The organism is Streptococcus sp. ELY_86 (genome assembly GCF_058314495.1).
Window position 1 is genome coordinate 125,814 of the sequence record NZ_JBZFUK010000002.1, and the last position, 23,215, is coordinate 149,028.

The window sequence follows — 23,215 nt, forward strand, 5'->3', positions numbered from 1 at the left end:
TATAAAAGGCAGTATTATTGGGTACCATCGTGGGTAACAACATCATCAAGACTGGTTGTTGATAGAGTTTTCAGATAATCCATACCCGGCATGGCAAAGTATTCAGCATTCGCTAGCAGATCAATCAAGCCCGGTGTCAGGTGAGAATTTTTAACCGATTCTTCATTAAATTCCAAGAAAATCTTATCTGCCTGACCCGTTTGTAATTTATGAGCAATTTGCGGATCAATCAGCGTTGCGCGGCCAAGCGCTGCAATATCCACATAATTCAGGGCATCTTCCATTTTTTCAACGGTGTGAATACCGCCGGCAATCAGCTCTAAAGTTGGTGCCTGAATCCCTTCACCCAGCAATTGGGCAAAATTCTTATCCGAATCAGCAGGAGTCGATGTGTAATCATTGGTTGAGAGATGAACATAGTCAAATTCAAAGGTTTCCGTCAGCTTTTTAACCAGCTGCTGCGACTCATGCCAGGTGTAGCCGACATTATCGCCATGGATTTCTTCCGGGCTGATGCGGTAGCCAATAATAAAATCTTTAGGGGCTAATTCTTCGGCAACTTTGAACACTTCACGCGCTACTTCAATAGCAAAATTCATACGTTTTTCCAGCGATCCGCCCCAGAAATCTGTACGAAGATTGGAAAAAGCCGAGAAAAATTCCTGATGGAGATAGTGGTTGGCACCATGAATTTCAACACCGTCAAAACCGCAGTCGATCGCACGTTTGGTCGCAGCACCAAAATCTTTGACAATTTGCCAGACCTCATCTTCAGTCAATTCATGCAAAGGGTAGTCAATCCAAGGAAAATCGATTGCGGACGGCACTTCAACACGGCCGCCGAGGACATGGCGGTACTGAGCTTCGCGCCCAGAATGCACCAGCTGCAAAATGGCCTTATTGCCATCTTTTTTAAGAACCTCAGCAATTTTAGCAAAGCCCGGCTTAAAATCATCGTTGTAAATGGCTAGCTGTTCACGGTCTTTTGCCCATGAGCGTGAGGGACCGCCATTTGGACTGACACTGGTATATTCTACAATAACCATGCCTGCAGACTGTGAACGTGCTGCATAATAATCAATGGTGTCCTGAGTTACTTTTTCGTCCAAGCCGCTGTTGGTCAGCATGGGGGACTGAGCTGTCCGCGTTTTAATACTTGCGCCATGGCGAAAAGTCACCGTATCTGTTAATTTTTTCATAATGAAAGCGCCTCCTTATTCTGATAAATCAAGTTTAACATTTCACAAGTTATTTAGGAAGTTCAGGAAACTTGATACTGTGTTGACTGTAACTAAACACTGAAAGTCACCGTACAATATCATAAAAATAAGGACTGGAAACTAACTGTTTCCAATCCCATTTTCTATCTATTAAGTCAGATAAATTTTACAGCACTTAGTCTTTTAAAGACAAGCTGAGGGTCACTTCCCCTTTCCCCGGAAGCTGCTTTAGCTGCTTGCCTGAGTATCCGGGTATATGGCCAAGTTTCGTATAAGACCAGCTGTTGGAACCGTAGAAAATCACTAATTTGTCACCCTGATATAGCATGACATCCCCTGCTTCAGCTGTTTGGTGAGTGTCCTCCGTCGGCAGAGAAAAAGGCAAGTCGCCTACTTTTTCAAAACCGCCGTAATCTGACAGAGAAATTTCGATATCACCCTGCGATAATTTATCTACTAAGGTGCGGGTAGCTTGATTATCCTTTAATTCCAGAGAAATTGTCTGATTTTTGAGTTTCAGAGTAATGTGATCTGTCATCTTATCCCTTTTCTCTTCTTTTGCCGTACGAGATTGATATCTTCTTGATTCAGGCCCTGCTTTTCTTGGCTGGCGGCAGGCACATAAGGCAGCAGCCGTCCAGCAGATAAGACACGAGAAGAAAAGGCGCTTGATCATAGGTTTTCTTTGACAAACTTTTCGATGTCCTCAAAAGGAATCTTATCCTTTTGATCATAAAGGTCAACATGACTTGCCCCTTTGATGGTAATCATCTTTTTGTTATCCCCTTTGAGTTTGGTAAAAGCGTCTTTACCCATATAGTAAGAATGGGCAGCATCCCCATGCACTAAGAGAACGCTGTTTCGGATTTCATCGCTGTAGTAGAGAAAACGCGTATTAGCAAAGCTGGTATTGGCTTGAACAGCCCAGCCATCATTTGAATTGACACTGCGGGCATGGTAACCGCGCGGCTGTTTATAGTAAGCATAATAGTCTTTGACAAACTGCGGCGCATCCTCAGGCAAGGGATCGACTACACCGCCGGCAAGAGCATAGCTGCCATTTTTATAATCAAGTGTCCGTTGCTTAGCCAAGTTCAAGCGCTGTTGGTAGCGGGCTTCTTCATTATCCCCTTCATCAAAGTAGCCATTTCCGGCAACACGCGACATGTCATACATGGTAGAGACCACAGTCACCTTGATACGAGGATCGATAGCCGCCGCATTGAGGGCAATACCGCCAAAACCACAGATACCAATGATTCCAATCTTTTCAGGATCTACTAGGTCACTGCTACTCAAATAATCAACTGCAGCTTGGAAATCTTCGGTATTGATATCCGGTGACTGCATAAAGCGCGGAAAACCAGTAGATTCACCAGTATAGGACGGGTCAAAAGCTATCGTTACAAAGCCGCGCTCTGCCATTTCTTGAGCGTAAAGTCCTGAAGACTGCTCTTTAACAGCCCCGAAAGGTCCGGCTACGGCAAGTCCCGGTAATTTAGCATCAGCATTTTTAGGAATATATAAATCAGCAGCCAAAGTGATGCCAAAATGATTTTGGAAAGTCACCTTTTGGTGATTCACGTGATTGCTCTTAGGAAAGACCTTATCCCATTCCTGTGTCAGGTTAAATCGTTGTTCAGTCATTTATCTTTCTCCTTGTTTTCTTTGTTTGTAAATACAGTATAAGCCAACAGTCGTGTTATTACAAATACTTATATTGTATTTATAAAATGCTTTTTAAGCATACATTTAATTTTCATGCTATACTATTTTAGAAAGGACTGTAACTAACTATGGATATACGTGTTTTACAATACTTTGTAACTATCGCTGAAGAAAAATCGATTTCCAAAGCTGCCCAGAAACGTCACATCACACAGCCAACCCTATCACGCCAAATGAAGGATTTAGAAGAGGAGCTTGGTACCCAGCTCCTCTATCGCGGGAGCCGTGAAGTAAGTCTGACTGAGGATGGTCACTACCTCTACAATCGGGCCTTAGAAATCCTAGCCCTGGTTGATAGAACCACCAATAATCTAATCGATAAAGACCCCATCTCAGGTCCGATCGCTATCGGTGCTGCAGAAGGACGGTCTGTTAAAACCATCATTGACCACGCTAAAGCTTTCCAAGAGAAATTCCCCAATACCAGATTTGATGTAACCAGCGGAAACGCCGATGATATTATCGAAAAGATTAATGCCGGTATCCTGGATTTAGGGATTGTTACGCGCGATGTCAATCATGAACAATTCAAGAGCATGACCTTGCCGTCTCAGGAAACTTGGGGTGTTCTCCTGCCGAAAGATCATCTACTTGCAGGCAAAAAGAGTCTCCACTTGAAGGACCTTGAGCCCTACCCCCTTATTATCACCAATCAGAAGGAAGCCAGAAATTTATTTCTTGAAAAGGTTGGCAAAAAAGCAAAGCTGGCTGCTACCTTTAATCTGGTTTACAATGCTAGTCTCATGGTCGAGTCCGGCATGGGGATTGCGATTGCTTGGCCCAACCTCGTCAATACCGATAGCCCAACCAGTCCTTTGGTCTTTATTCCTTTGACTGATGATTTGCCGGATATTAACCTTCATCTTATCTGGAAGCGGCACAGCCAGCAGTCACGGGTTGTCCAAAGTTTTTTAACGTTTCTCAAAGAAAATCTTTAGAAATTGGAAAAAGAGGGTGGGCAAAAACTCGTCCAGTATTCTTGTTTTGAAGTAAGTCCTTATTCCACTCTCTTTTTTCATATCCTAGATAGCATCGCCGTTCCAGATTGAGTTTTTAACAATGACATAATCAACATGCAGCAAACTCTCCAGATCACGTCCGCCGGCATAAGAGACAGCGCTTTGAAGATCCTGCTCCATTTCAAGCAGAGTATCTTTGAGATATCCCTTAGTTGGCAGAAGAATTTTTTTGCCTTCGACATTCTTGTGTTCACCCTTTTGATATTCCGAAGCAGAACCGTAATATTCTTTGAAGGTCTTGCCATCTACTTCTATCAGCTTACCCGGGCTTTCGATATGGCCGGCAAACAGTGAGCCGATCATGACCATCGTTGCGCCAAAACGGATAGATTTGGCAATGTCGCCATGGGTGCGGATACCGCCGTCTGCAATAATGGGTTTGCGTGCAGCTTTGGCACACCAGCGAAGGGCCGCCAACTGCCAACCGCCGGTTCCAAAGCCTGTTTTAACCTTAGTAATGCAGACCTTTCCCGGACCGATGCCGACCTTGGTCGCATCTGCACCTGCATTTTCCAGTTCACGAACCGCTTCAGGTGTTCCGACATTACCAGCAATGACAAAAGTCTCTGGCAGCTCGGACTTGATATGTTTAATCATCTTGATGACACTATCTGCATGTCCGTGAGCAATGTCAATGGTAATATATTCCGGTGCATCATCTTTTAAACTGCTGACAAAGCCATATTCATAATCCTTGACCCCAACTGAGACGGAAGCTATCAATTCTTGAGCATGCATGCGTGCTACAAAGGACTTACGACCTTCTTCATTAAAGCGGTGCATGATATAGAAATAACCTTCCTTTGCCAGCATCTCTGCCACATCTTCATCAATAATGGTCTGCATATTGGCAGGGACAACAGGCAGTTTGAATTGATGCTTGCCCAGTGTCACTGTCGTATCAGCCTCAGATCGACTGTCGATGATACATTTGTTGGGGATCAGCTGAATGTCTTCATAATCAAAAACGGGCAAATCATTATACATAAAAAATCCTCTTTCAGCCGCTAAACTGACAGAGGATTTTTGAGTATATCAAACGGTCACCTTCAGCTTGCAGCATTACTATGATGACCTTCCTATAACTCCGGCAGCCGATACAGCTTTCAGAGCATCGCTGGGCAATTTCTTACCCTTCCATAGCTATATTATAAAAATATCCCTCTTTTGTCTAAAAATATAATAATTTAAATAATTAATGTTCGTATTTTACTTAGTTACTGAGACAAATCAAATCAATTTTCAGATTAAGCCGACAGCACCTCAGCTGTTTTGATCTGATGACTTGAAATAGCTACATATTCGGCGCCTGACCATCGTGTGCGGCCCACTGGCAGTCTGTCAGACTAAAATCTGAGAAGACAGCCGTGAAAGAAGAATCTTCTGGTGAGCAGGCATAAACTCCAATATAGACGGTACCTGTTCCCTCATAGAAATGACAAATCCGCATCTGGCGAAAGGTCTTGCCATCCTCAGAGCATTCAATCAGAAAGTCACTTTCCCTGCGGCTGAGCCGATACCACATGCTTTTGGTACTAGCCGGAATCTCAGTCGTCGCCCAATCTGAATAACCGTGGTTGGTCACCACACTGCCTAAATGCTGGAAAGCATCATTTTCATATTCGATAGAACCCTTGATCCAGTTTTCACTGTCTTGGTAAAGCACGACCCCGCATTGGTCAAAACGATAGTGACTGTCCGCAAAGCTTGTCTTAACCGTAAATGAAAAATACTGCTCCTCTACCGGCGCCAGAAAAACAGGCGCATTGTCATTGATAAAGTGGTAATAGGTCTTCTGCCAGAGATCTGTATGCGGAGCGGTTGTGACTTGAATATCCGAAGAACCGTAAGTAACAGCTGCCGGCTGGCGCATCCAAGTAAAGTCTTTTAAATCAAGTGTTTTCATAGGCCAATCTCCAATTAAGCATTTTATTTCTATAGTTTAGTCTACTATAAATAACCTGAAATCTCTAGGACTAAGGTTGATTATAAGTGAAACTGACAGGCTCTGAAAGATCAGCCTCTAGCCAAATGCAGACCCGTATGATAAGATAAAACTATATCATATCCTAAGGAGATTAACGTGAATAAAAAACGATTACTGACAACAGCCCAAGCCATGCTTCTTTACTTCCTTTGCGTCGGCTTAGCGACTGCTATTGACTTAGTCCTTTTTAAAGTTACCAATATGGCCCACACGCCTGCCATGTCTGCCCTTTTTGCCAGCTGGGTCTATCTTGGTTTGATTAGAAAAACTGAGACTTTCGGTCCTATTACTGCCCTTGGCGCCATGATGTCCCTCTTCTTTCTGGCATCCGGACATTTTGTCGGTGCGGCACTCCCCAATATCCTCTGTGCCCTTGCGGCCGACTGCATTGCCAAGTCCGGTCAATACAGCAGTAAGAGCCGCAATCTGGTTTCCTATACTGTTTTTTCTCTGGGTAATCTGGCACCGATTCTAACCATGTGGCTGGCACCGAAAGCCTATATTGCCCAGCTCCTTGCCGAAGGTAAAACTCAGTCTTATATTGACAGTGTCATGATTCCTGCAAGTTTGTCTGAAATCAGCATGCACTTGCTGGGCATTATCCTATGTGCTCTGCTCAGCGGCTGTCTTTATCAAAAACTGACACAAAAATAATGCCAGACTTCTTGTTTTTAAAATGATTCATTAAGTATACCAACCGTAAAGAGTTTGGGACTTTTGTCTCAAACTCTTTCATTTTCTCGCTGCTGTGAGGCAGCTGGCCTTACTTCTTGGGTAACTCTTAAGAACCACGGTTGACCAAAATATCGCCTGTCAGCTCTTGCAGGTCTTTAGTCAGCACCAGACCTGCGCTTTTCTTGATATATTCCTTAAAATGCAAAGTTTCTTTGTGACTGTTATACGCTCTTTCATTAGCATAGACTTCATAAAAATACCAAGACTCAGGATCAGAATTTTCTGTTCCGGCATACATAACCAAAACACCCTCTTCTTTTTCCATGCTGACCTGCATTTCCGGCAGGACAATGGCCGCAAAGGCTTTGCTGTCACTCACCTTGATGTGGGCAAGATGGACAGACAGCTCATTGGCTTCAAAAACACGCAAGGCTTTCTCTTTTTCCAGCAAGGCTTGTGCATCTAAAGCAATCACTTCGCGGCTGGTCAGTGCTCGGGCTGCCAAACCGGCAAAAGCCTGAAAATGCGCGGAAACGGCATGTTCCTGATAAGCAGCGTCATCAGCATAGAGTTCCACAACAATCTGTCTGGCCCTGTCATCTTTAAGATGATTAGCATACATGGCAAGGGTCCCTGCCTCTTTTTCAATAGAAGTTGTCAAATTATCATAACCAACTTGAGCATAGTCCTCGGCATAAGCTTCATTTAATCCCAGTTTAAAAAGTCTAAAAATCGGTTTGGCCATCTCTTTCTCCTTCCGGCTGCCATCAAATAATATCCTGTTTTTCCTAAGAAATGCTTCCCTTGAGGAGTCATCCGTTTTGTAAAATCCAGTTTAACAGTTCAGCCTTTAACTTAAGCTTCACCGATTCCTGCTGAGACTCCTATACTGATGACAAGTCTAGCTTTGATTGCTAGAACAGTCCTTCTCTCCTATCTTTGCCAGCTCTCAATCAGCAGCAGAGCTAAGCTCAGTCTGTCCAAATTTCTTTAGCCAGATTAAAAACTGCCCAGCCCTTTGGCCAGCCGACATAGAAGGCTGCGTGCGTAATGATAGCTACAATTTCTTCTTTGCTGACACCGTTGTTTTTAGCATTTAACAAGTGGTACTTCAAAGAAGAATCCGTAATCCCTGATGACATAAGCGCAACGACCGTAATAATCGTTCTTGTTTTTAAATCAATATCTTCATTGTTCCAATTTTCACCAAAAAGAATATCATCGTTATAATGAGCAAATTCTGGTGCAAAATCGCCTAAACGGTCCCGTCCGGCAGTTTGTTTAATGGTCATAAAATTTACCTTCTTTTCTGCTTAATTGAACTGCCAGTTTCTTAGTTGGCCTTAGCGTATTGGCCGTTGCTGACAGCTTTCGATCATACAGCATTCTAAGCAGCAGCTGCAAGATAGCGGAACGGCGAATGGCCGCTTGCCAGCCTCTTTGCCGCCTAAAAAGAATAGCTGTTTTCAAAATTCTTATAGAATGTTAATCATGAATTTTAAGATTGAGGACACTTCTGACAAAATCGGGGTCAAAGTGCTTGGTGCGCGTATCTCCGTAACCCATATCCAAAGAAGCTATCTTAGCCATTTCATCATCAGTCAGCTTGAAATCCCAAATATCAAAGTTTTCTTCGATACGCTCTTTGTGGGTTGATTTTGGAATGACAACCACACCGCGCTGAACATTCCAACGCAGCATGACTTGTCCAACCGTTTTTTGATGAGTGCCGGCAATTGCTTTTAAAACATCATTATCAAAAGCCTCATACCGACCGCCCCCCAGAGGAGCCCATGCTTCTGCTACAACACCATAATGTTTAGCTGTCTCAAGAGCATCTTCTTGGATGAAAAAAGGATGCAGCTCAATTTGGTTAACCGCCGGAATGACATTAACGGTCTCACAAAAATTGGTCAAAACGTTGGGATAGAAATTACTGACACCAATAGCTTTTAGTTTACCTGCATGGTAAGCCTCTTCTAAGGCACGATAGGCGCCGAAATAATCACGCATAGCCTGATGCAGCAGATACAAATCAAGATAATCCAAGCCAAGATTTGCCAAAGAACGCTCAATCCCCTTCTTGGCAGCGTCATAGTCCATATCCTGAACCCAGAGTTTTGAGGTGATAAAAAGTTCTTCCCGACTGACTAGCCCTTGCTCAATCGCCTCACGGATTGCTTCTCCCAGCGCTTGTTCATTGCCATAAACTGCCGCCGTATCAAAGAGCCGGTAGCCTGTTTTGATAGCATCCAGTACAGACTGCTTACAAATATCCGGATCGGTCACTTGAAAAACACCGAACCCTTCCATGGGCATCTTAGCCCCTGTATTTAAACTAATATATTCCATAATTTCCTCCATCTATGATTTGCCGGAAACACATCTGCTGCAGGTAGGCAGCATCTGATAGGATAGCTTTCACTTTGGTGCAAACAAAGAATCTCTGCCAAATCAGGAACTTGATAGAGATCAAAGCCAAGAATCGGCATTTGCACGCCGTTTGATAAGCTAATATATTCCATCAGTTTTCTTCACTTTCATCGAACAATTCATGCTCTCGCTTTTGAATTTTATTTTCATAGTTTTCGATTTTATAATTCAGACGCTCACGAGCCTGATTGAGTTCATAAATCCGAGCATCCATTTCTTCACGCTGCTCTACAAGCAAAGCCAAGCGAGCCTCTTCGGTACCTTCCCCTTTTTCCAATAAGGCAATATACTCAATAAGCGACTCCACGCTCATACCGGCCTTACGAAAGCAGCGGACAAACTCCAAAATACCGATTTCATGTTCTGTAAAATTCCGGACACCTGACTTCTGGCGCGGCACAGGCGGAATCAGACCAATCCGCTCGTAATAGCGAATGGTATCTGCAGACACGCCTGTCAGTTCACTGACTTTTTTTATATTCATTGTCTCTCCTTGATTTTTTAAAACATAGCAGAGCTTAAGAGCTAGCTTTCACTGACAACAATCAAAGATTTGACAGCCTCACGCTTATCCATCGCTTCATAGGCTGCTTGGATATCATCCAGCCGGAAACGCTTGGTAAAGACGCGGCCGGGGTGGATATCACCATTTAAAACAGCATCCAAAAGAATTTCCTTATCATAGGTTGTCACAGATGCTATACCGCCGCGCAGCCCGATATTCTTCCAAAACAAGTCATTGGTAGCAATCTCCGAATTGTGCGGTACACCGACACGGCCGATAATGGCACCCGGACGGCAGATTTTTGTGGCTGTATCAACAGACTGATCTGTTCCGACGCATTCAAGAACAGCGTCAGCTCCATTGCCTTCGGTCAACTCAAGAACCCTTGCCACACCTTCATCGCCGCGCTCTGCCACAATGTCTGTCGCACCAAATTCCTCAGCCAGAGCCTGACGATCGGCATGGCGGCTCATGGCAATAATACGGCCGGCACCCAACAGCTTAGCACCGATAACTCCGCAAAGGCCGACAGCACCGTCTCCCATAACAACAACTGTATCGCCTGCTTTCACTTCTGCTGTCTTAGCCGCATGATAGCCAGTGGCCATCACATCTGCAAGCGTTAAAAAAGAATTCAGCTGCTCATCAGAATAGTCGGAAGGCTGACCCGGAATTTTGACCAGAGCCCAGTTGGCATTGGTATAGCGCAAATACTCTCCCTGATAGCCTGCATTGCCGCCCTGTTCTTTGTTGGTACAGTTGCCGTCAAAGCCGGCCCGGCACGCCGCACAGTGCCCGCAGCCGTGTGTGAAAGGAACAACAACGAAGTCCCCAGCCTTTATGTCTGTCACAGCAGCACCAACCTCTTGGACAATTCCGATAGCCTCGTGGCCGGTAAACGAGCCCTTTTCACGCTGGGAAATACCGCGGAACCACCACAAATCAGACCCGCACACACAGGCACGTACAATTTTAATAATAGCATCCGTATCTTTTTGCAGTTCAGGCTTGGTTGCCTCAGTCACAGTCATTTCCCCCGGTTCAATAAATGTCGCTACTTTCATCTACATTCCTTCTTTCCTTAATCTTAGCCGGGCATCCGTGCTGATTTGCTCAGACTCACCCGCTGACACCTATCATTATACACCTTGGAGTGAACTTCAAGGCAAGAAAAAACTTCAGGGAAACAAATTTCTCCCTGAAGCAGTGAAATATAACTACAATAAGCTACTACAACAAAATTACAGATAACTTGTCAATGCAGACAAAAACAATATTTCTAGTTTTTTATATTCTTAAATTAAAATAGTTTTTTCTTTAAAAAATTTTTCATATCATTCCAAGCTTTTGTTGCCTGTTGTTCATTGTATTCGCTAAAGCAATCGTGTGTAAAACCATGCATACATTCTGGAAATACTTTATACTCAGCTTTAATTCCCGAAGAAATAAGATTATTATAAAATTCTTTTTCTTCTTCTGCTAAAGAATCATATTCTGCCGAAATAATTAGCGCTGAAGGGAAAATTTCGCCAGGTGCATTGCAAGGGGAGGCTAGCCATTCCGATGGATTATCCTCGGGATTAAAGTACCAGTTATAATACTGCTGCATTCTTGATACTGAGATTGCTTTATTCGTATCAATAACCTTTCTAAACATAGGATTTTTATCTTGCCTCAATACAGCGTAATCAGCAATCAAAGCTTTAAAGAACAAAGTGGGGTTTTCAGCATCTAGAATACACAATGCTGCGGAAATATAACCACCAGCACTATGTCCCATCACAGCAATATTATTTGGATTGAGATGGTATTTTTCAGCATCTCGTTTCATGGCCACGGTGAATTGATAAGATGCAAGAATAGGCAAGGGGTATTTATATTCAGGAGCTACTGGATAGTCAACATTAATAACCGCTGCTTGGATGTCATCAGCAATAGATTGGCAATATTTACCATCTTGTTCACAATAAGCCAGTACCATACCTCCGCCATGAAAATTAAAGACAATTGGTAATCGATCCTTCCCGTCATAATTAGAAGGTCTGTAAATATAACCATCTACATAGCCACACTCTTTTGTAAAATAAGAAACTTTTTCCGCGCGGCCTAACAAGCGTTCTTTTTTGATTAAGTCAGTATATTTAATTTCTTTTCCCATTCGATATTCAAAAATACTTAAATCTTCTTTTCTCATCCTAGCTTTTACTTTCTATTCTAAATTTTAACCAATTAAAGGCTAAGGGAAGCCACAAAGCAATTCTTTGGTTAATGTCTTCATTTGTTTTTGCATAAAGCTCATTTGCTGCAGCCAAGCCATGCTTCCCACCGCTAAAAAGATGATACTCAGTTTCAATTCCTATTTCTTGTAAACGAGCAACAAATGCTGTTGTCACTTTTGCATCTGTCACATCATCCCCTGTTGTATGCCAAACAAAAGTTGGAATCGTCAGAGGTGATACAGCACGAATTAACTCTAAATTCTCTCTTTCAGATAGAGAAGGATTTTTATGCCCATAAAGACAGCGCTCCATTAATAATGTCTGTTTTTGGAGAGCTTCATTTGGATGGGAAGCTATCGGTCCAGTTAACATGGGATAGCATAAAATACATCCAGCTAATTGTAATTCATCTTTCTTAGGAACAAATGACAATAAATTAGAAAAATATCTATCGTTCCATCTTGTTGCAGCCATTCCTACGATGTGAGCACCTGCAGAAAAGCCAGTAGCAAATATTAAATCAGTATCTATATTCCATCTATCTGCATTTTCTCTGATAAGATGAATAGATTCTAGTAATTCTACAATCTGTCTAGGATAGTAGGCTTTTTCATTAATATTTGGAGAAGCAAGAAACAAACTTTCTCTATCACGCAAAAACGTTGAATATCTCAAAACAAAACAGGAGAACCCTTGAGAAAGAAATTGAGATGCCACTGCTTCTCCTTCTTTAATAGCTGAGATAAGATAAGCACCACCAGGACAAATAATCATTGCAGGTCTTCTTCGACTAGTCTGATATGAAATTTCAGCATCTAGAGCATACACTTCTAAAAAAGCTGTTTTTTCTCCATCGAAATAAATTTTCTCATGTAACATATTTTACCCTTTAACATCAGAATCATTTTTATCAAATCCAAAGAAGTAAGTTACCAATGCCGCTACAACCAATGCAATAATGGAAGCAATGGTTCCATTAGTAATATTAGCAGACGATTTTCCTAAAAACGCAAATAAAGCTGTTACACTTGATGAAGGTACCAATGTTGCAGAAATAACCTTGGTTAAACCGCCATATAAGCCTCCAACAAAGCCTCCGGCCATCAAGCCAATAAACGGTTTTTTATATCTTGTACAAATACCGTAAATTGTAGGCTCAGACGTTCCTGCAACTAAGGCAGTAATAGCGTAGCTTGCTGCTAATGATTTTTGCTCTTTATTTTTTAGTCTAAAGAAAGCTCCAATACCCACACCCATTACTGAAAAGCTAGCATAACACAAAGCAGGAGCTGCAAAACCATCCCAGCCTTTAGTTGCAAAAATTTGGAAAAGCGTTATAATCAAGACCATGTGCATTCCAGTCATGACTAAAATCGGATATAAAGCTGCAATAACTGCAATTCCTAAAAATCCAACATAACCTTCCAGCGCAAATAAACCATGAACAATATAATTCCCTAAAAATGCACCTGCTGGGGCCAGTAAACATAGTGATAGAGGAACCATTACAAGCAATGTCAAAGCGGGTGCAAAAACACTCCTGATTGATTGCGAAATATGCTTATTAAAAAAAGCTTCAACATAACTCATTACCCATACAGATAAAATGGCAGGAATAATTGTGCTGCTATAATTTGATAAATACATTGGAATGCCAAAAACATCAAAAGGTTTACCTTTTGTAACAATTTGAAGCAATGTTGGGTGAATTAATATGGCTCCCATCAAAATCCCCAAAGTAGGTGTAGTATTAAATTTTTTAGCAGCTGTATATCCAACAATTACTGGGAAAAAATAGAATCCAGCATCACCAACAAACGATAAAACTGTATAAACGTTACTTTCAGTGGAAAGAATTTTTAGCATATCTGGTCCCAAAATGGCAACGGCCATTTTAAAGAAAGCACAAGCCACAATAGCAGGAATAACAGGTCCCATGGTTCCAGACAGGACGTCTAAGATATTTGAGACGATCACTTTTAGAGACAGTTTTTGTTTTTCTTGATCAGCATCAACATAGTAATCTTCAAGATTACTACCATCAAGATCCATTACTTTTGCTATTTCTTCAAATACTTTTTCAACATCAGTTCCAATAACCACTTGAAACTGCTCACCAACTTTCATAGTCCCTAGTACACCATCTATCTTTTCAATTTCATCGGCAGCAATATCATTGTGATAAAAATTAAAACGAAGCCTTGTTGCACAGTGCAAAACTTGCTTAATATTTTGCTTACCGCCTACTGCTTCAATAATTTGTTTAGCAAGTTGTTGATAATCTCTTGTTACCATAATAACACTCCTTGATAGTTTTTAAAGAATGATTTGCAAATCATAAGCAATGGTTGCGCTTACATTTATATAGTAAACTTTTTTTACTTATTTAGTCAACTAGTTTATTGAAACTTTAATTTTTCCGAAAGCAGCAATAAAATAAACACCTGTAAAAATTATGTACACAATCTTTACAGGTGCTCTTCATTTCAAAAACTTAGGTTGTCCCATTTTGTTCAATTGAAACAGGAACAATAGTGACTTTATTATGGTTGTTATCATGTTCAGCTTCATTTTCAATTAAATCAACAAGCTGAGATATAGCTGTTTGAGCTATTTGTTCTGTATTTTCCTTAATATAAGACAATTTCGGGTAGGTATAATCACTCAAACTTGAGTTACCATATCCCATAATCTTCAACTCATTTGGTACTGAAATTCCTAAATCTGCAGCAACTTGAAAGCATTTTGTGGTTAAGGAATGAGATTCTGCAAAAACGCCGTCTGCTTCGCTGTGATCAACGAACATCTGAGATATCACACTAGGGACATTCTTTTTTCTTTCATCCATTCCAGTAAAATAAGGGATAACATGCAATCCATATTGATTTGCCGTGTCAGAAAAACCTTTAAAGCGCTCATCATTTTTATCTCCAACCTGATATCCAGAAATATAAAGTAAGTGGCGACAGCCCTTACTATGTAGATGCCTTGCTGCCAACACTCCTGCCATATAATTATCTGATCGAACAACTGGTATTTTTGAAGATAATTGATATCCGATTGTAACGATTGGTAAATTTTCTTGAATCATCACATCATTTGTAAAACTTCCATAAATGACACCATTTATCTTACGCTCCTGAAGATATTTAAACAGCGCTTCTTCTTTTTCCTTATCAAAAAGAGAATTACAAATCAGCAGGCTATAACCATAACTATATGCTGCTGCCTCCAGATAAGAAGCCAAGATGCTGTAGTAAACCATATTGCTAATTGGTAAAACGGCAGCAATAATTTTAAAATCTAATTCATCAAAGGCTTGAATTTCACTCGGCAACATATAATCAAGATTCTTAGCTGTTCTGAAAACTTTAGCAATTGTTTCCTTACTAAAAGAACCCTTTCGATTTAAAATGCGTGAAACTGCTGCTTTAGAAATTCCAACTTCATTTGCAATATCTTGAATAGTTGCCATTAATGGTCACCTCTTGTTTACTATTTGTTTACTTACTAGTATACGAGACTACTAAAATAATTACAAGTGCCAATATATTTTCTCTAAAACTATACAAACTTACTAATAACACAGATATAGCTTATTGCCAACTTTATTGAATAAAATTACACTAATTACTTCAACGGTAATTGGAAATGCTTTAGGAAATCCGGCCATTGGCTGCTGACGCTTTCTTTCGTATTTTCTAAAGAATGTTCTGCAAAATGGCTGACCAAAGCAGCCAGCGACTTGCGCATGAGGCGGCGTTTGTCATCATCAAGATCTTGAAAATAATCCGTCATGACATGCCCTAATTTCTGCGGAATATCCGGATTCCAGCCTGAAAAATCATTGAGACTGTCAATGCCGTTATCTATAAAGAGATTAAAGAAAGTGTCAAAAAAGATTTTCAGCTCCTGACTGGATAATTCCTCATTCCAAGTTTTAAAGGTTTTCTCCAAGGCAAGGCTGAAGTCTGTTCCTTGGCTGACTTCGATGAACCGCCCCAGCAGCAAATCAACCTGCCAGTTAGCCACATTATGCTGATTGATGCCAAAAGAAAGACTGTCTACAATTTTAACATCAACGCCGGCAGTAAGCATAACGCCAACAATAGATTCCTTGGGACGGATTGCCAGGATTTTTGACTGAATATTGCCATAGCCAAAAGAAGACAGCACACTTTGGTGAAGTCCGGGAGCATCTAGCATGTAAACAGCTGAAATCTTTTCTTGATAGGAACTGAGCAAATGACTGGCCGCATAAACAGCCAGATTGCCGCCTTTAGAATGACCGGAAACCACTATTGACCCCTCAAAGTCCTTTAAAAAATCAGAAAGATAACGGCTGGCCATCCGCTGAGCAGGAATTTCACGCATATAGGTCATCCGAAAATCTTCCTGCCAGCCAATCAAGCTGTCATCAGTTCCCCGGAAAATCAGCTGTGTATGCCCGAGAGACGGCAAACTTAAAACCATTGCTGCGAACTGACGCTCAAATTCTTGGCTGACTTCATTGACATAGTAACTAAGAGACAAATCTGCAAAACGACGGCTGGAAAGGACACTCTCAAGCAGCAGCAGACGCTCTTTGGTCACTAAAAAGTCGCGCTTAAAACGAGCCAGCATTTCTTCATCCAGATAATCTTTAAGGCACAGGCTGTCTCTGGTTAAATACGGCTGCTGCAGCCACTCTCCCAAAGGCAGATAGCCCAGCTCATTTAAACAGGCAATATCCACTTCATTTAAAGGCAAATCCTCAAAGGACCGCTCGGCATTTGTTTTCACATAATCAATAAAATTAGCCACAGTTTTCCTACTTTAAGATTGGTTTGTTTACTTTCATTCTACAAAGTTTTTGCTTACAGGTCAATGAAAATATGATATGATAAGAAAGGTTTTACACACAGCACATTAGAAAGGTCAGTCCATGTCAAAAACACTTGTTTTTAGAATGCTTATTGCCCTGTCCGGTATTATTGGCGTTTCTATCCAAATCATGCAGTCCGGCTGGGGCATGCTTTTATACTATACAACTCTCTCCAATGTTTTCGTTTTTAGCTTTCTTATTTACCTCATTATCAAAGAAATGCTGGAGCCTCATAAACCTCTTGATTATCGGCTGCTGCGCCTCAAAGGCGGCATCACCATGATTATTGTCATGACTTTTATGGTTTATCATTTTATCTTAGCTCCTAAGGTGAGCGCCTATGATTACTACACACTGCGGAATTTTCTGGTCCACTACATTCTTCCTTTGGGAATGATTGCTGATACCTTGATTATGGATCGACCAAAAGTCTATCGCTGGTTTGACCCGCTGACTTGGACGGCTTTTCCTTTAGTGTATTTTGCGGCAGCGCTCTTTAACGGGCTTATCGTAAAATGTGAGGTACCTGGTTCTGCAGACAGCCCTTTCCCCTATTTTTTTATCAATGTGACCAACTATGGCTTCAAAAGCGTCCTGATCAATGCCCTCGGCATTGCCCTTATTTATCTTTTGTTCAGCTATATGCTGATGTTTCTCAAATGTTTTATCGGTTCCGGAAACAAAGCAGTTAAGCATCAAAGGGCAATGAACATTTCCTCAAATTAAAAAAGCGGAGCGGCAAAACTGTCAGATATAGACAGCTGTCGCTCTGCTTTTTCGTTATTCGCTATCAGATTTATAAAGAACATTCTTGCTGAAGTCATCACTTCCAAAGAGGGTTTCTGCACTGACGTAAAGACGGTCGCGGGAGGTATCTGATGTATCACTGTGACCTTCCGTAAAGAAGTCAGCAGGAATCGTTGTTCCGCCCTTAACAAACAAGAGGTTATAAACGACTGTTCCGTCAGCAGAAGTCAAGGTTGCCTGATAAATAGCATCGTTTGTAGCCTGACCGGGAGTCAGTGTAAAATCTGTTGCCTTTTGAATAGTGGCACTTTCAAGACCTGCTGCATTTAATTTCAGGCTGTCACCTGCTTCGTTGGTCCAAGTGCCTGCTGCAGAACTGTAGTCCCCTGCTGCAATGGCTGCTAGATCAAGGCTTGGCGCCGGTGCTTGCGAAGACGTTGTTGTTTCCTCTTTTTCTTCCGGATCTTTCTTCGGATTGACCACATGTGTCTGTGTTTTGCTGTCTGCAGCTTTGTCCGAATCTTTAAGATTGGCAGAAATAAAATAGACAGCCAGACCTATGATAATAAGAAGCAAACCCAGCAATAAGATACTAAGTACCGTTTTTCTTCTGGATTTTCTGCGGCTAGCACGACGTCTTGGCATAATCAGCCCTCCCATTCAATATTACTCTTGCCTTTATTTTACACAAATTTCCTTTAAAAAAACAGACTTTTTAGGGTTTTTTAAAGGATTTTTTCCATTTTGGTTTCCCTAGGTTTTAATCCCTGACGCTCATAAAAAGCCAAGGCTCCTTTATTGTCATTCCAAACATTGAGCGTTAAATTATAACAACCCTTGTCTTTAGCGTATTGTAAAGCAAATTCATACAGTTCCTGGCCAATCTTATGCCCTCTGGCTTCTTCAGACACACACAAATCATCAATAAAAAGCGTCTTCATGGGCTTGGAAACAGGAGAATCCTTACTTTCTTTCAGCACCAGAAACACGTGAGCCAAAATGCGCTCCTCATCATCGGTATAGACAAAAATCGGTCTGGATGCATCTTGTAAGAGTTCTTCCAGTTCTTTTTCAGAATATTTGCTTCCTGCCTCAGTTTCTTTAAAAAAATCCGGCCGCACCTGATAATGAACTTGAAATATCTGATGCAAGAGCTTTTCAATAGCCGGAATATCCTTTGATTGGGCTAGTCTAATGGCCATACTGCTGCTTCCTTTCCTTTTTGCCGTCAAATCATCCTCCTGCCAGTAAACGGTCTTCAAGAGACACCGGCCTAGCTTGGAGCTGATTTCTCAGTCTTACTTATCATCATCATCCATTGAAAGCACACTTAAGAAGGCTTCTTGCGGTACTTCAACCGAGCCGATAGATTTCATCCGTTTCTTGCCGGCCTTTTGTTTTTCAAGCAGTTTGCGTTTTCTGGAAACATCCCCGCCGTAACATTTGGCAAGAACATTCTTGCGCAGAGCTTTGATGTCTGAACGAGCCACAATTTTTTGACCGATAGCTGCCTGAACAGGCACCTCGAATTGCTGCCGCGGAATAATTTTCTTCAGCTTCTCAACAATTAATTTACCGCGTTCATAGGCAAATTCCTTGTGCACAATAAAGCTGAGCGCATCAACCTTGTCTCCGTTAAGCAAAATATCCATTTTAACCAGCTGTGATTTCCGATATTCAGAAATTTCATAGTCAAAGCTGGCATAGCCGCGTGTTGAGGATTTTAATTTATCGAAGAAATCAAAAACAATTTCAGCCAAGGGAATCTGATAAATAACATTGACACGGTTATTGTCAATGTAATCCATGGTCACAAAATCACCGCGCTTGCGCTGTGCCAATTCCATGACGCTGCCGACATATTCCTGCGGCACCATGATTTGTGCTTTGACATAAGGTTCTTCAATCGTATCAACCATAGTCGGATCCGGAAATTCAGACGGGTTGGATACTTCCAGCATATCACCGTCAGTCGTATTGACATGGTAAACAACCGATGGCGCTGTCATGATGAGATCAATGTTAAACTCACGTTCCAAACGCTCTTGGATGACGTCCATGTGCAGCAATCCCAAGAAACCGCAACGAAAACCAAATCCCAAAGCCTGAGAGGTTTCCGGTTCAAACTGCAAACTGGCATCGTTGAGCTGCAGTTTTTCCAAGGCTTCCCGCAGATCATTGTATTTACTGGAGTCAATCGGATAAATCCCTGCAAAAACCATAGGATTCATCTGTTTGTAGCCATGGAGCGGTTCCTCCGCCGGACGGTCAGCCAGTGTGACGGTATCGCCGACACGTGTATCTGCCACCGTTTTGATAGAAGCTGCCACATAGCCAACATCGCCGGTTGCAAGAAAGTCACGTCCTATAGCCTTAGGCGTAAAGATACCTACCTCTGTGACATCAAACGTTTTACCGTTACTCATCAGCTTGATCTTATCTCCAGGTTTAACCATGCCATCCATGACACGGATCTGCAGGATAACACCGCGATAAGCATCATAAACAGAATCAAAGATCAGCGCTTTAAGCGGTGCTTCAACATCACCCGCAGGAGCCGGAACTTTTTCCACAATCTGCTCAAGAATATCTTCAATACCAATTCCCGCCTTGGCAGAGGCTAAAACAGCTTCGCTGGCATCAAGGCCGATTACATCTTCAATCTCAGTCCGCACACGTTCTGGATCCGCAGCCGGCAGATCAATCTTATTGATGACCGGCAAAATTTCCAAATCATTATCCAGCGCCAAGTAAACATTAGCCAAAGTCTGCGCTTCAATCCCCTGCGCAGCATCAACCACCAAAATCGCTCCCTCACAGGCAGCTAAGGAGCGAGAGACTTCATAGGTAAAATCCACATGCCCCGGTGTGTCAATCAGGTGAAAAATATAAGTCTCGCCGTCTTTAGCCGTGTAATTCAGCTCAATAGCGTTTAATTTTATAGTAATACCGCGCTCACGCTCCAGATCCATGCTGTCCAAGAGCTGGGCCTGCATCTCACGGCTAGAGACTGTTTCTGTCTTTTCTAAAATACGATCCGCCAGCGTGGATTTCCCATGGTCAATATGAGCGATAATCGAGAAATTTCTAATTTTCTCCTGACGTTTTTTAAGTTTTTCAGTATCCATTTGCTGTCCTTGTCAAAATTAATCAGTAGCTCTATTATAACAAAAAAGAAGGGCTCTTACCATAGATTATTAAATGGAAGACGCAAGCATCCGGAAAGCTGATAGCCTTTAACGGTCTGCTGTTTTTTCAAAGCAGGGTAAGAGAGAAGAAATCTATATTTTTTTCTGCTAACCTCAGGTGAATACTCTCTAGTTTTGCTGTTTAGCTAGCCGCTCACCATCAGCCACCCCCAAAATGGCCGTGCACCGTACCTGTAAACAGACAAACGATTTGGACAAAACACATATGTCTGTCCTAAAAACAAAAAAACTGAGGAATAGATATCCCTCAGTTTTTTCTATCATGTCTATTGCTCTTCGCGCTTTTTAGCAGCCAACAAGGTAGCTGCGGCGAAAGCCGCTGAAACCAGACCGATAACACTCAGGCTATTATGGCGATCATCTCCGGTTTGAGGGAGAGTTGGCTGATATTCACGCTCTCTGACACGTGTCTCATCTTTTCGAGCCGGTCTAAAATCATTTGATTTAACAGCTGCCATAACGCTGGTTTTTTCTGCCCTTGGCGGAGTTGGCGGCTGCGGTGTTTGAGGCGTCGGCGGCATTGGCGGTTCCGGTGTTGGTGATTCCGGATCTTCCGGCGGAATGCTTTGTGTTTCCACAATAAAGTTTTTATGCCAAGTTACTTTCGGTTTTTCCAGTTTTGGTTCGTTGGGCTTCTTAGGTTCCTCACCCGGATTTTCAGGAACAGCCACTGTGGAGTTAGTCGCAAACCAAATAGCTGTCGGTACTCCCTGATCATTGCCCCCGACAGTAAAGGTGAACGGTTCACCCTTATAAGTCATGGCACCGGCACCGTAGTAAGCTGTGGCAGAACGAGGGTCACCGTCTGCATTGACCGCATCCCAGCCATCATCGCCGTCACCGTCAAAAGTGGCACCGTTTTTCTTATACTGATTATCATTCATCGAGTAGATCTCATTGCCATGTAAGCTTATAGATGACCCCGGAATTTGAATGAACTCATTATTTCCTAACTCAACTTTCTCAACATGATCGCCGTAATCTGCCGTCCAGTGGTTAAGCGATGACAAACTCATAATAGATCTGTTATCAAGCAAGTCAATAGCATTGCCATTTTCATCAAAGAAGGTAATATGCATCGTCACACTAATCTTACCATCTCTGCCGGCATTAGATGTCTGTGCACCGATAAAAATTGTCTTGGTCGGATCATGGAACAACTCAACAATAGCAGTTCCATCGTTATTTGTGGAGCTGTTCAGCTTATAAGTGATAACAATCTTGCTGATTTTTTGCTTATTATAACTTGAATTGACAATATTTTCATAAGTGACCGCAATCGTATCACCAACAGCCATCTTAAACCAAGTATCCTCGTTGGGATCGTAAGGATTGGTTAAAGTAAAGTCGGTATCCACATACTTATCCGTATTAAACTGTTCCAGAATATCATCTGTTTGATGAGCCGCTCTGGCTGTTTTGTTCAAATAATGGTTAACTCCATGAATAGTTATGGTAGCATGTGGCTCGTTTTCAAAAATGAGTCCCTGAGCCTTCTCAACTCTGCCGGCATCTTGACCGGAAGAAACCTGCTGCTGGTATTCATCATAGGCTGTCTTTTGGGCATCGTATTCAGCCTTTTGGGTATTATAAGCCGCTAAATCCTGTTGGTACTGATTTTGATTCTGGGCATACTGAGTTTTGGCCGCATCATAATCAGCCACTGCCTGATTAATTTTTTGTGCCTGAGCCTTGTTATCGGCATCTGCCGCTGCCACAGAAGGCTGCTCCACAGGAGAAGTTTCCGTAAGATTCAGATCGGCATTTTGCGCTGCTGCTTTTGCATCCTCTAACTCTTGAGAAGCAACTTCAGATGTTGTTACCGTCGTATTGCCTGCTGTTTCTGTATTTGTAACCGTCACTGACGGGGACTGTGTCTGCTGGCTGGAAGCCGCAGGAACTGTCTCAGCAGTGTTGCTGCTGACATTGGTATTTGCAGGCGTACTAGGTGTTTGACCGGCGGCTGCATCTTCTGCCAATACATTTGTAGTTCCAAATGCGGCTAAAGCAAGACCGCTTAATAAAGTAATCCTAGCAGTTTTCGATTTCATAAAAAGCCTTCCTTTATCGTATTAATTCTAAATATAAAATACAACTCCATTATAACAGGATATGCTGTAATTTCAACCATTTCGACTATAAATTAAGATTTTCTGAAAGGTCTGCTGATGCTTATCTTATAAAAATGAGAGAATCCTTAAATTTAACGAACAAAAGAGCCTAATTACCGTTTTTAGGCTCTTTTCCAAGTTTACTCTCTTTGAATTTCTGTTTTAAATCGGATATAGGACCTAAAAAAACAGAATCCAGATTAACATCGTAGTAATCAGCTAAAGCGTTAGCCAGATGAATGGGGATATCAGAGCTATCATCTTCATATTTCAGCAGAGTTTCTTGTTGAATGCCCAGACAATCAGCCACCTCTTTAGGACTTAAACTATAGTTCACTCTGAGAGCTCGCAATGCCAACTTCTCCACTGTCACATCCCCTTTCATCTCACCAACATTCCCACACAGCCCGTTTTTAGGAGCATGGTCAAAAATAGCAGCGTTATAGCAGCGCTCTTTACTTTCAGAAGGGGACCGACTTAGAAAAAGGGAAACCAGCC

At 42.0% G+C, this 23,215-nt stretch carries 24 protein-coding genes; 3 read left to right on the forward strand and 21 right to left on the reverse strand.

What is annotated here, in order from left to right; genetic code table 11:
- Positions 1 to 14: 14 nt before the first annotated feature.
- The 3 genes from AC4HAN_RS03640 to AC4HAN_RS03650 form a co-directional block, all read right to left on the reverse strand.
- Positions 15 to 1,199, reverse strand: coding sequence for an oxidoreductase (locus tag AC4HAN_RS03640; RefSeq protein ID WP_491091237.1), 1,185 nt, complete (start codon positions 1,197 to 1,199; stop codon positions 15 to 17).
- Between the two features lie 196 nt (positions 1,200 to 1,395).
- Positions 1,396 to 1,758 carry a cyclophilin-like fold protein gene (locus tag AC4HAN_RS03645; RefSeq protein WP_491091238.1) on the reverse strand — a complete coding sequence of 121 codons (363 nt, stop codon included), beginning with the start codon at positions 1,756 to 1,758 and terminating at the stop codon, positions 1,396 to 1,398.
- Positions 1,759 to 1,892: 134 nt separating this feature from the next.
- Positions 1,893 to 2,867 (reverse strand): alpha/beta hydrolase, encoded by a 975-nt coding sequence (locus tag AC4HAN_RS03650; protein WP_491091239.1) that lies wholly within the window; start codon positions 2,865 to 2,867, stop codon positions 1,893 to 1,895.
- A 149-nt stretch (positions 2,868 to 3,016) separates the two neighbouring features.
- Between AC4HAN_RS03650 and AC4HAN_RS03655 the strand changes: the two genes are divergently transcribed.
- The gene (locus tag AC4HAN_RS03655; protein ID WP_491091240.1) at positions 3,017 to 3,886 is read left to right on the forward strand and encodes a LysR family transcriptional regulator; all 870 of its coding nucleotides are present in this window, start codon (positions 3,017 to 3,019) and stop codon (positions 3,884 to 3,886) included.
- 84 nt (positions 3,887 to 3,970) lie between these two features.
- Here AC4HAN_RS03655 and guaC read toward each other — a convergent pair whose 3' ends face one another.
- Together guaC and AC4HAN_RS03665 are read right to left on the reverse strand one after the other, a co-directional pair.
- Positions 3,971 to 4,954 carry a GMP reductase gene (gene guaC / locus AC4HAN_RS03660; protein WP_491091241.1) on the reverse strand — a complete coding sequence of 328 codons (984 nt, stop codon included), beginning with the start codon at positions 4,952 to 4,954 and terminating at the stop codon, positions 3,971 to 3,973.
- A gap of 307 nt (positions 4,955 to 5,261) precedes the next feature.
- Positions 5,262 to 5,873 carry a DUF1349 domain-containing protein gene (locus tag AC4HAN_RS03665; RefSeq protein WP_491091242.1) on the reverse strand — a complete coding sequence of 204 codons (612 nt, stop codon included), beginning with the start codon at positions 5,871 to 5,873 and terminating at the stop codon, positions 5,262 to 5,264.
- A gap of 177 nt (positions 5,874 to 6,050) precedes the next feature.
- Here AC4HAN_RS03665 and AC4HAN_RS03670 point away from each other — a divergent pair, with 177 nt between their 5' ends.
- Positions 6,051 to 6,608 (forward strand): MptD family putative ECF transporter S component, encoded by a 558-nt coding sequence (locus AC4HAN_RS03670; RefSeq protein WP_491091243.1) that lies wholly within the window; start codon positions 6,051 to 6,053, stop codon positions 6,606 to 6,608.
- A gap of 127 nt (positions 6,609 to 6,735) precedes the next feature.
- On the opposite strand, the gene AC4HAN_RS03675 is transcribed toward AC4HAN_RS03670, so the two are convergent.
- The 11 genes from AC4HAN_RS03675 to AC4HAN_RS03725 form a co-directional block, all read right to left on the reverse strand.
- Positions 6,736 to 7,374 (reverse strand): putative quinol monooxygenase, encoded by a 639-nt coding sequence (locus AC4HAN_RS03675; RefSeq protein WP_491091244.1) that lies wholly within the window; start codon positions 7,372 to 7,374, stop codon positions 6,736 to 6,738.
- Between the two features lie 226 nt (positions 7,375 to 7,600).
- Positions 7,601 to 7,921: a carboxymuconolactone decarboxylase family protein gene (locus AC4HAN_RS03680; RefSeq protein ID WP_491091245.1), complete on the reverse strand. Its 321-nt coding sequence runs from the start codon at positions 7,919 to 7,921 to the stop codon at positions 7,601 to 7,603.
- Positions 7,911 to 8,099, reverse strand: a complete 189-nt coding sequence (locus AC4HAN_RS03685; protein ID WP_491091246.1) for a hypothetical protein — start codon at positions 8,097 to 8,099, stop codon at positions 7,911 to 7,913. The genes AC4HAN_RS03680 and AC4HAN_RS03685 overlap by 11 nt, the downstream gene beginning before the upstream one ends.
- A 15-nt stretch (positions 8,100 to 8,114) precedes the next feature.
- Positions 8,115 to 8,981 carry an aldo/keto reductase gene (locus AC4HAN_RS03690; protein ID WP_491091247.1) on the reverse strand — a complete coding sequence of 289 codons (867 nt, stop codon included), beginning with the start codon at positions 8,979 to 8,981 and terminating at the stop codon, positions 8,115 to 8,117.
- 172 nt (positions 8,982 to 9,153) lie between these two features.
- Complete coding sequence (gene nmlR, locus AC4HAN_RS03695; protein WP_491091248.1) at positions 9,154 to 9,546, reverse strand: stress response transcriptional regulator NmlR; 393 nt, start codon at positions 9,544 to 9,546, stop codon at positions 9,154 to 9,156.
- A gap of 41 nt (positions 9,547 to 9,587) precedes the next feature.
- A complete protein-coding gene (locus AC4HAN_RS03700; RefSeq protein WP_491091249.1) occupies positions 9,588 to 10,631 on the reverse strand; it encodes a zinc-dependent alcohol dehydrogenase family protein in 1,044 nt (347 codons plus the stop codon).
- A gap of 236 nt (positions 10,632 to 10,867) precedes the next feature.
- Positions 10,868 to 11,761: an alpha/beta hydrolase gene (locus tag AC4HAN_RS03705; RefSeq protein ID WP_491091250.1), complete on the reverse strand. Its 894-nt coding sequence runs from the start codon at positions 11,759 to 11,761 to the stop codon at positions 10,868 to 10,870.
- 1 nt (position 11,762) lies between these two features.
- Entirely contained in the window at positions 11,763 to 12,665 is a 903-nt protein-coding gene (locus tag AC4HAN_RS03710) for an alpha/beta hydrolase (protein ID WP_491091251.1), read from the reverse strand.
- A 3-nt stretch (positions 12,666 to 12,668) separates the two neighbouring features.
- Complete coding sequence (locus AC4HAN_RS03715; protein ID WP_491091252.1) at positions 12,669 to 14,081, reverse strand: PTS transporter subunit EIIC; 1,413 nt, start codon at positions 14,079 to 14,081, stop codon at positions 12,669 to 12,671.
- Positions 14,082 to 14,280: 199 nt separating this feature from the next.
- Positions 14,281 to 15,261 (reverse strand): substrate-binding domain-containing protein, encoded by a 981-nt coding sequence (locus AC4HAN_RS03720; protein ID WP_491091253.1) that lies wholly within the window; start codon positions 15,259 to 15,261, stop codon positions 14,281 to 14,283.
- Positions 15,262 to 15,416: 155 nt separating this feature from the next.
- A complete protein-coding gene (locus AC4HAN_RS03725) occupies positions 15,417 to 16,589 on the reverse strand; it encodes an Mbeg1-like protein (RefSeq protein ID WP_491091254.1) in 1,173 nt (390 codons plus the stop codon).
- Between the two features lie 121 nt (positions 16,590 to 16,710).
- Between AC4HAN_RS03725 and AC4HAN_RS03730 the strand changes: the two genes are divergently transcribed.
- Positions 16,711 to 17,376: a Pr6Pr family membrane protein gene (locus AC4HAN_RS03730; RefSeq protein WP_491091255.1), complete on the forward strand. Its 666-nt coding sequence runs from the start codon at positions 16,711 to 16,713 to the stop codon at positions 17,374 to 17,376.
- A 54-nt stretch (positions 17,377 to 17,430) separates the two neighbouring features.
- Here AC4HAN_RS03730 and AC4HAN_RS03735 read toward each other — a convergent pair whose 3' ends face one another.
- The 5 genes from AC4HAN_RS03735 to AC4HAN_RS03755 form a co-directional block, all read right to left on the reverse strand.
- Entirely contained in the window at positions 17,431 to 18,042 is a 612-nt protein-coding gene (locus tag AC4HAN_RS03735; RefSeq protein ID WP_491091256.1) for a DUF6287 domain-containing protein, read from the reverse strand.
- Between the two features lie 80 nt (positions 18,043 to 18,122).
- A complete protein-coding gene (locus AC4HAN_RS03740; protein ID WP_491091257.1) occupies positions 18,123 to 18,599 on the reverse strand; it encodes a GNAT family N-acetyltransferase in 477 nt (158 codons plus the stop codon).
- Between the two features lie 96 nt (positions 18,600 to 18,695).
- On the reverse strand, positions 18,696 to 20,525 hold the full coding sequence (gene lepA / locus AC4HAN_RS03745; protein WP_491091258.1) for a translation elongation factor 4: 1,830 nt from the start codon (positions 20,523 to 20,525) through the stop codon (positions 18,696 to 18,698).
- A gap of 347 nt (positions 20,526 to 20,872) precedes the next feature.
- Positions 20,873 to 22,657, reverse strand: coding sequence for a GbpC/Spa domain-containing protein (locus tag AC4HAN_RS03750; RefSeq protein WP_491091259.1), 1,785 nt, complete (start codon positions 22,655 to 22,657; stop codon positions 20,873 to 20,875).
- Positions 22,658 to 22,826: 169 nt separating this feature from the next.
- A complete protein-coding gene (locus tag AC4HAN_RS03755; RefSeq protein ID WP_491091260.1) occupies positions 22,827 to 23,102 on the reverse strand; it encodes a helix-turn-helix transcriptional regulator in 276 nt (91 codons plus the stop codon).
- Between the last annotated feature and the right edge of the window lie 113 nt (positions 23,103 to 23,215).

What these genes read in the sequence shown, in the direction of transcription:
- AC4HAN_RS03640 (WP_491091237.1), bottom strand. Translation starts at nt 1,199, where the DNA reads ATGAAAAAATTAACAGATACGGTGACTTTTCGCCATGGCGCAAGTATT.
- AC4HAN_RS03740 (WP_491091257.1), bottom strand. Translation starts at nt 18,599, where the DNA reads ATGGCCATTAGACTAGCCCAATCAAAGGATATTCCGGCTATTGAAAAG.
- AC4HAN_RS03680 (WP_491091245.1), bottom strand. Translation starts at nt 7,921, where the DNA reads ATGACCATTAAACAAACTGCCGGACGGGACCGTTTAGGCGATTTTGCA.
- AC4HAN_RS03755 (WP_491091260.1), bottom strand. Translation starts at nt 23,102, where the DNA reads ATGAAAGGGGATGTGACAGTGGAGAAGTTGGCATTGCGAGCTCTCAGA.
- AC4HAN_RS03690 (WP_491091247.1), bottom strand. Translation starts at nt 8,981, where the DNA reads ATGGAATATATTAGTTTAAATACAGGGGCTAAGATGCCCATGGAAGGG.
- AC4HAN_RS03750 (WP_491091259.1), bottom strand. Translation starts at nt 22,657, where the DNA reads ATGAAATCGAAAACTGCTAGGATTACTTTATTAAGCGGTCTTGCTTTA.
- AC4HAN_RS03710 (WP_491091251.1), bottom strand. Translation starts at nt 12,665, where the DNA reads ATGTTACATGAGAAAATTTATTTCGATGGAGAAAAAACAGCTTTTTTA.
- AC4HAN_RS03720 (WP_491091253.1), bottom strand. Translation starts at nt 15,261, where the DNA reads ATGGCAACTATTCAAGATATTGCAAATGAAGTTGGAATTTCTAAAGCA.
- nmlR (WP_491091248.1), bottom strand. Translation starts at nt 9,546, where the DNA reads ATGAATATAAAAAAAGTCAGTGAACTGACAGGCGTGTCTGCAGATACC.
- AC4HAN_RS03700 (WP_491091249.1), bottom strand. Translation starts at nt 10,631, where the DNA reads ATGAAAGTAGCGACATTTATTGAACCGGGGGAAATGACTGTGACTGAG.
- AC4HAN_RS03675 (WP_491091244.1), bottom strand. Translation starts at nt 7,374, where the DNA reads ATGGCCAAACCGATTTTTAGACTTTTTAAACTGGGATTAAATGAAGCT.
- AC4HAN_RS03715 (WP_491091252.1), bottom strand. Translation starts at nt 14,081, where the DNA reads ATGGTAACAAGAGATTATCAACAACTTGCTAAACAAATTATTGAAGCA.
- AC4HAN_RS03645 (WP_491091238.1), bottom strand. Translation starts at nt 1,758, where the DNA reads ATGACAGATCACATTACTCTGAAACTCAAAAATCAGACAATTTCTCTG.
- AC4HAN_RS03705 (WP_491091250.1), bottom strand. Translation starts at nt 11,761, where the DNA reads ATGAGAAAAGAAGATTTAAGTATTTTTGAATATCGAATGGGAAAAGAA.
- guaC (WP_491091241.1), bottom strand. Translation starts at nt 4,954, where the DNA reads ATGTATAATGATTTGCCCGTTTTTGATTATGAAGACATTCAGCTGATC.
- AC4HAN_RS03665 (WP_491091242.1), bottom strand. Translation starts at nt 5,873, where the DNA reads ATGAAAACACTTGATTTAAAAGACTTTACTTGGATGCGCCAGCCGGCA.
- AC4HAN_RS03730 (WP_491091255.1), top strand. Translation starts at nt 16,711, where the DNA reads ATGTCAAAAACACTTGTTTTTAGAATGCTTATTGCCCTGTCCGGTATT.
- AC4HAN_RS03650 (WP_491091239.1), bottom strand. Translation starts at nt 2,867, where the DNA reads ATGACTGAACAACGATTTAACCTGACACAGGAATGGGATAAGGTCTTT.
- AC4HAN_RS03655 (WP_491091240.1), top strand. Translation starts at nt 3,017, where the DNA reads ATGGATATACGTGTTTTACAATACTTTGTAACTATCGCTGAAGAAAAA.
- lepA (WP_491091258.1), bottom strand. Translation starts at nt 20,525, where the DNA reads ATGGATACTGAAAAACTTAAAAAACGTCAGGAGAAAATTAGAAATTTC.
- AC4HAN_RS03735 (WP_491091256.1), bottom strand. Translation starts at nt 18,042, where the DNA reads ATGCCAAGACGTCGTGCTAGCCGCAGAAAATCCAGAAGAAAAACGGTA.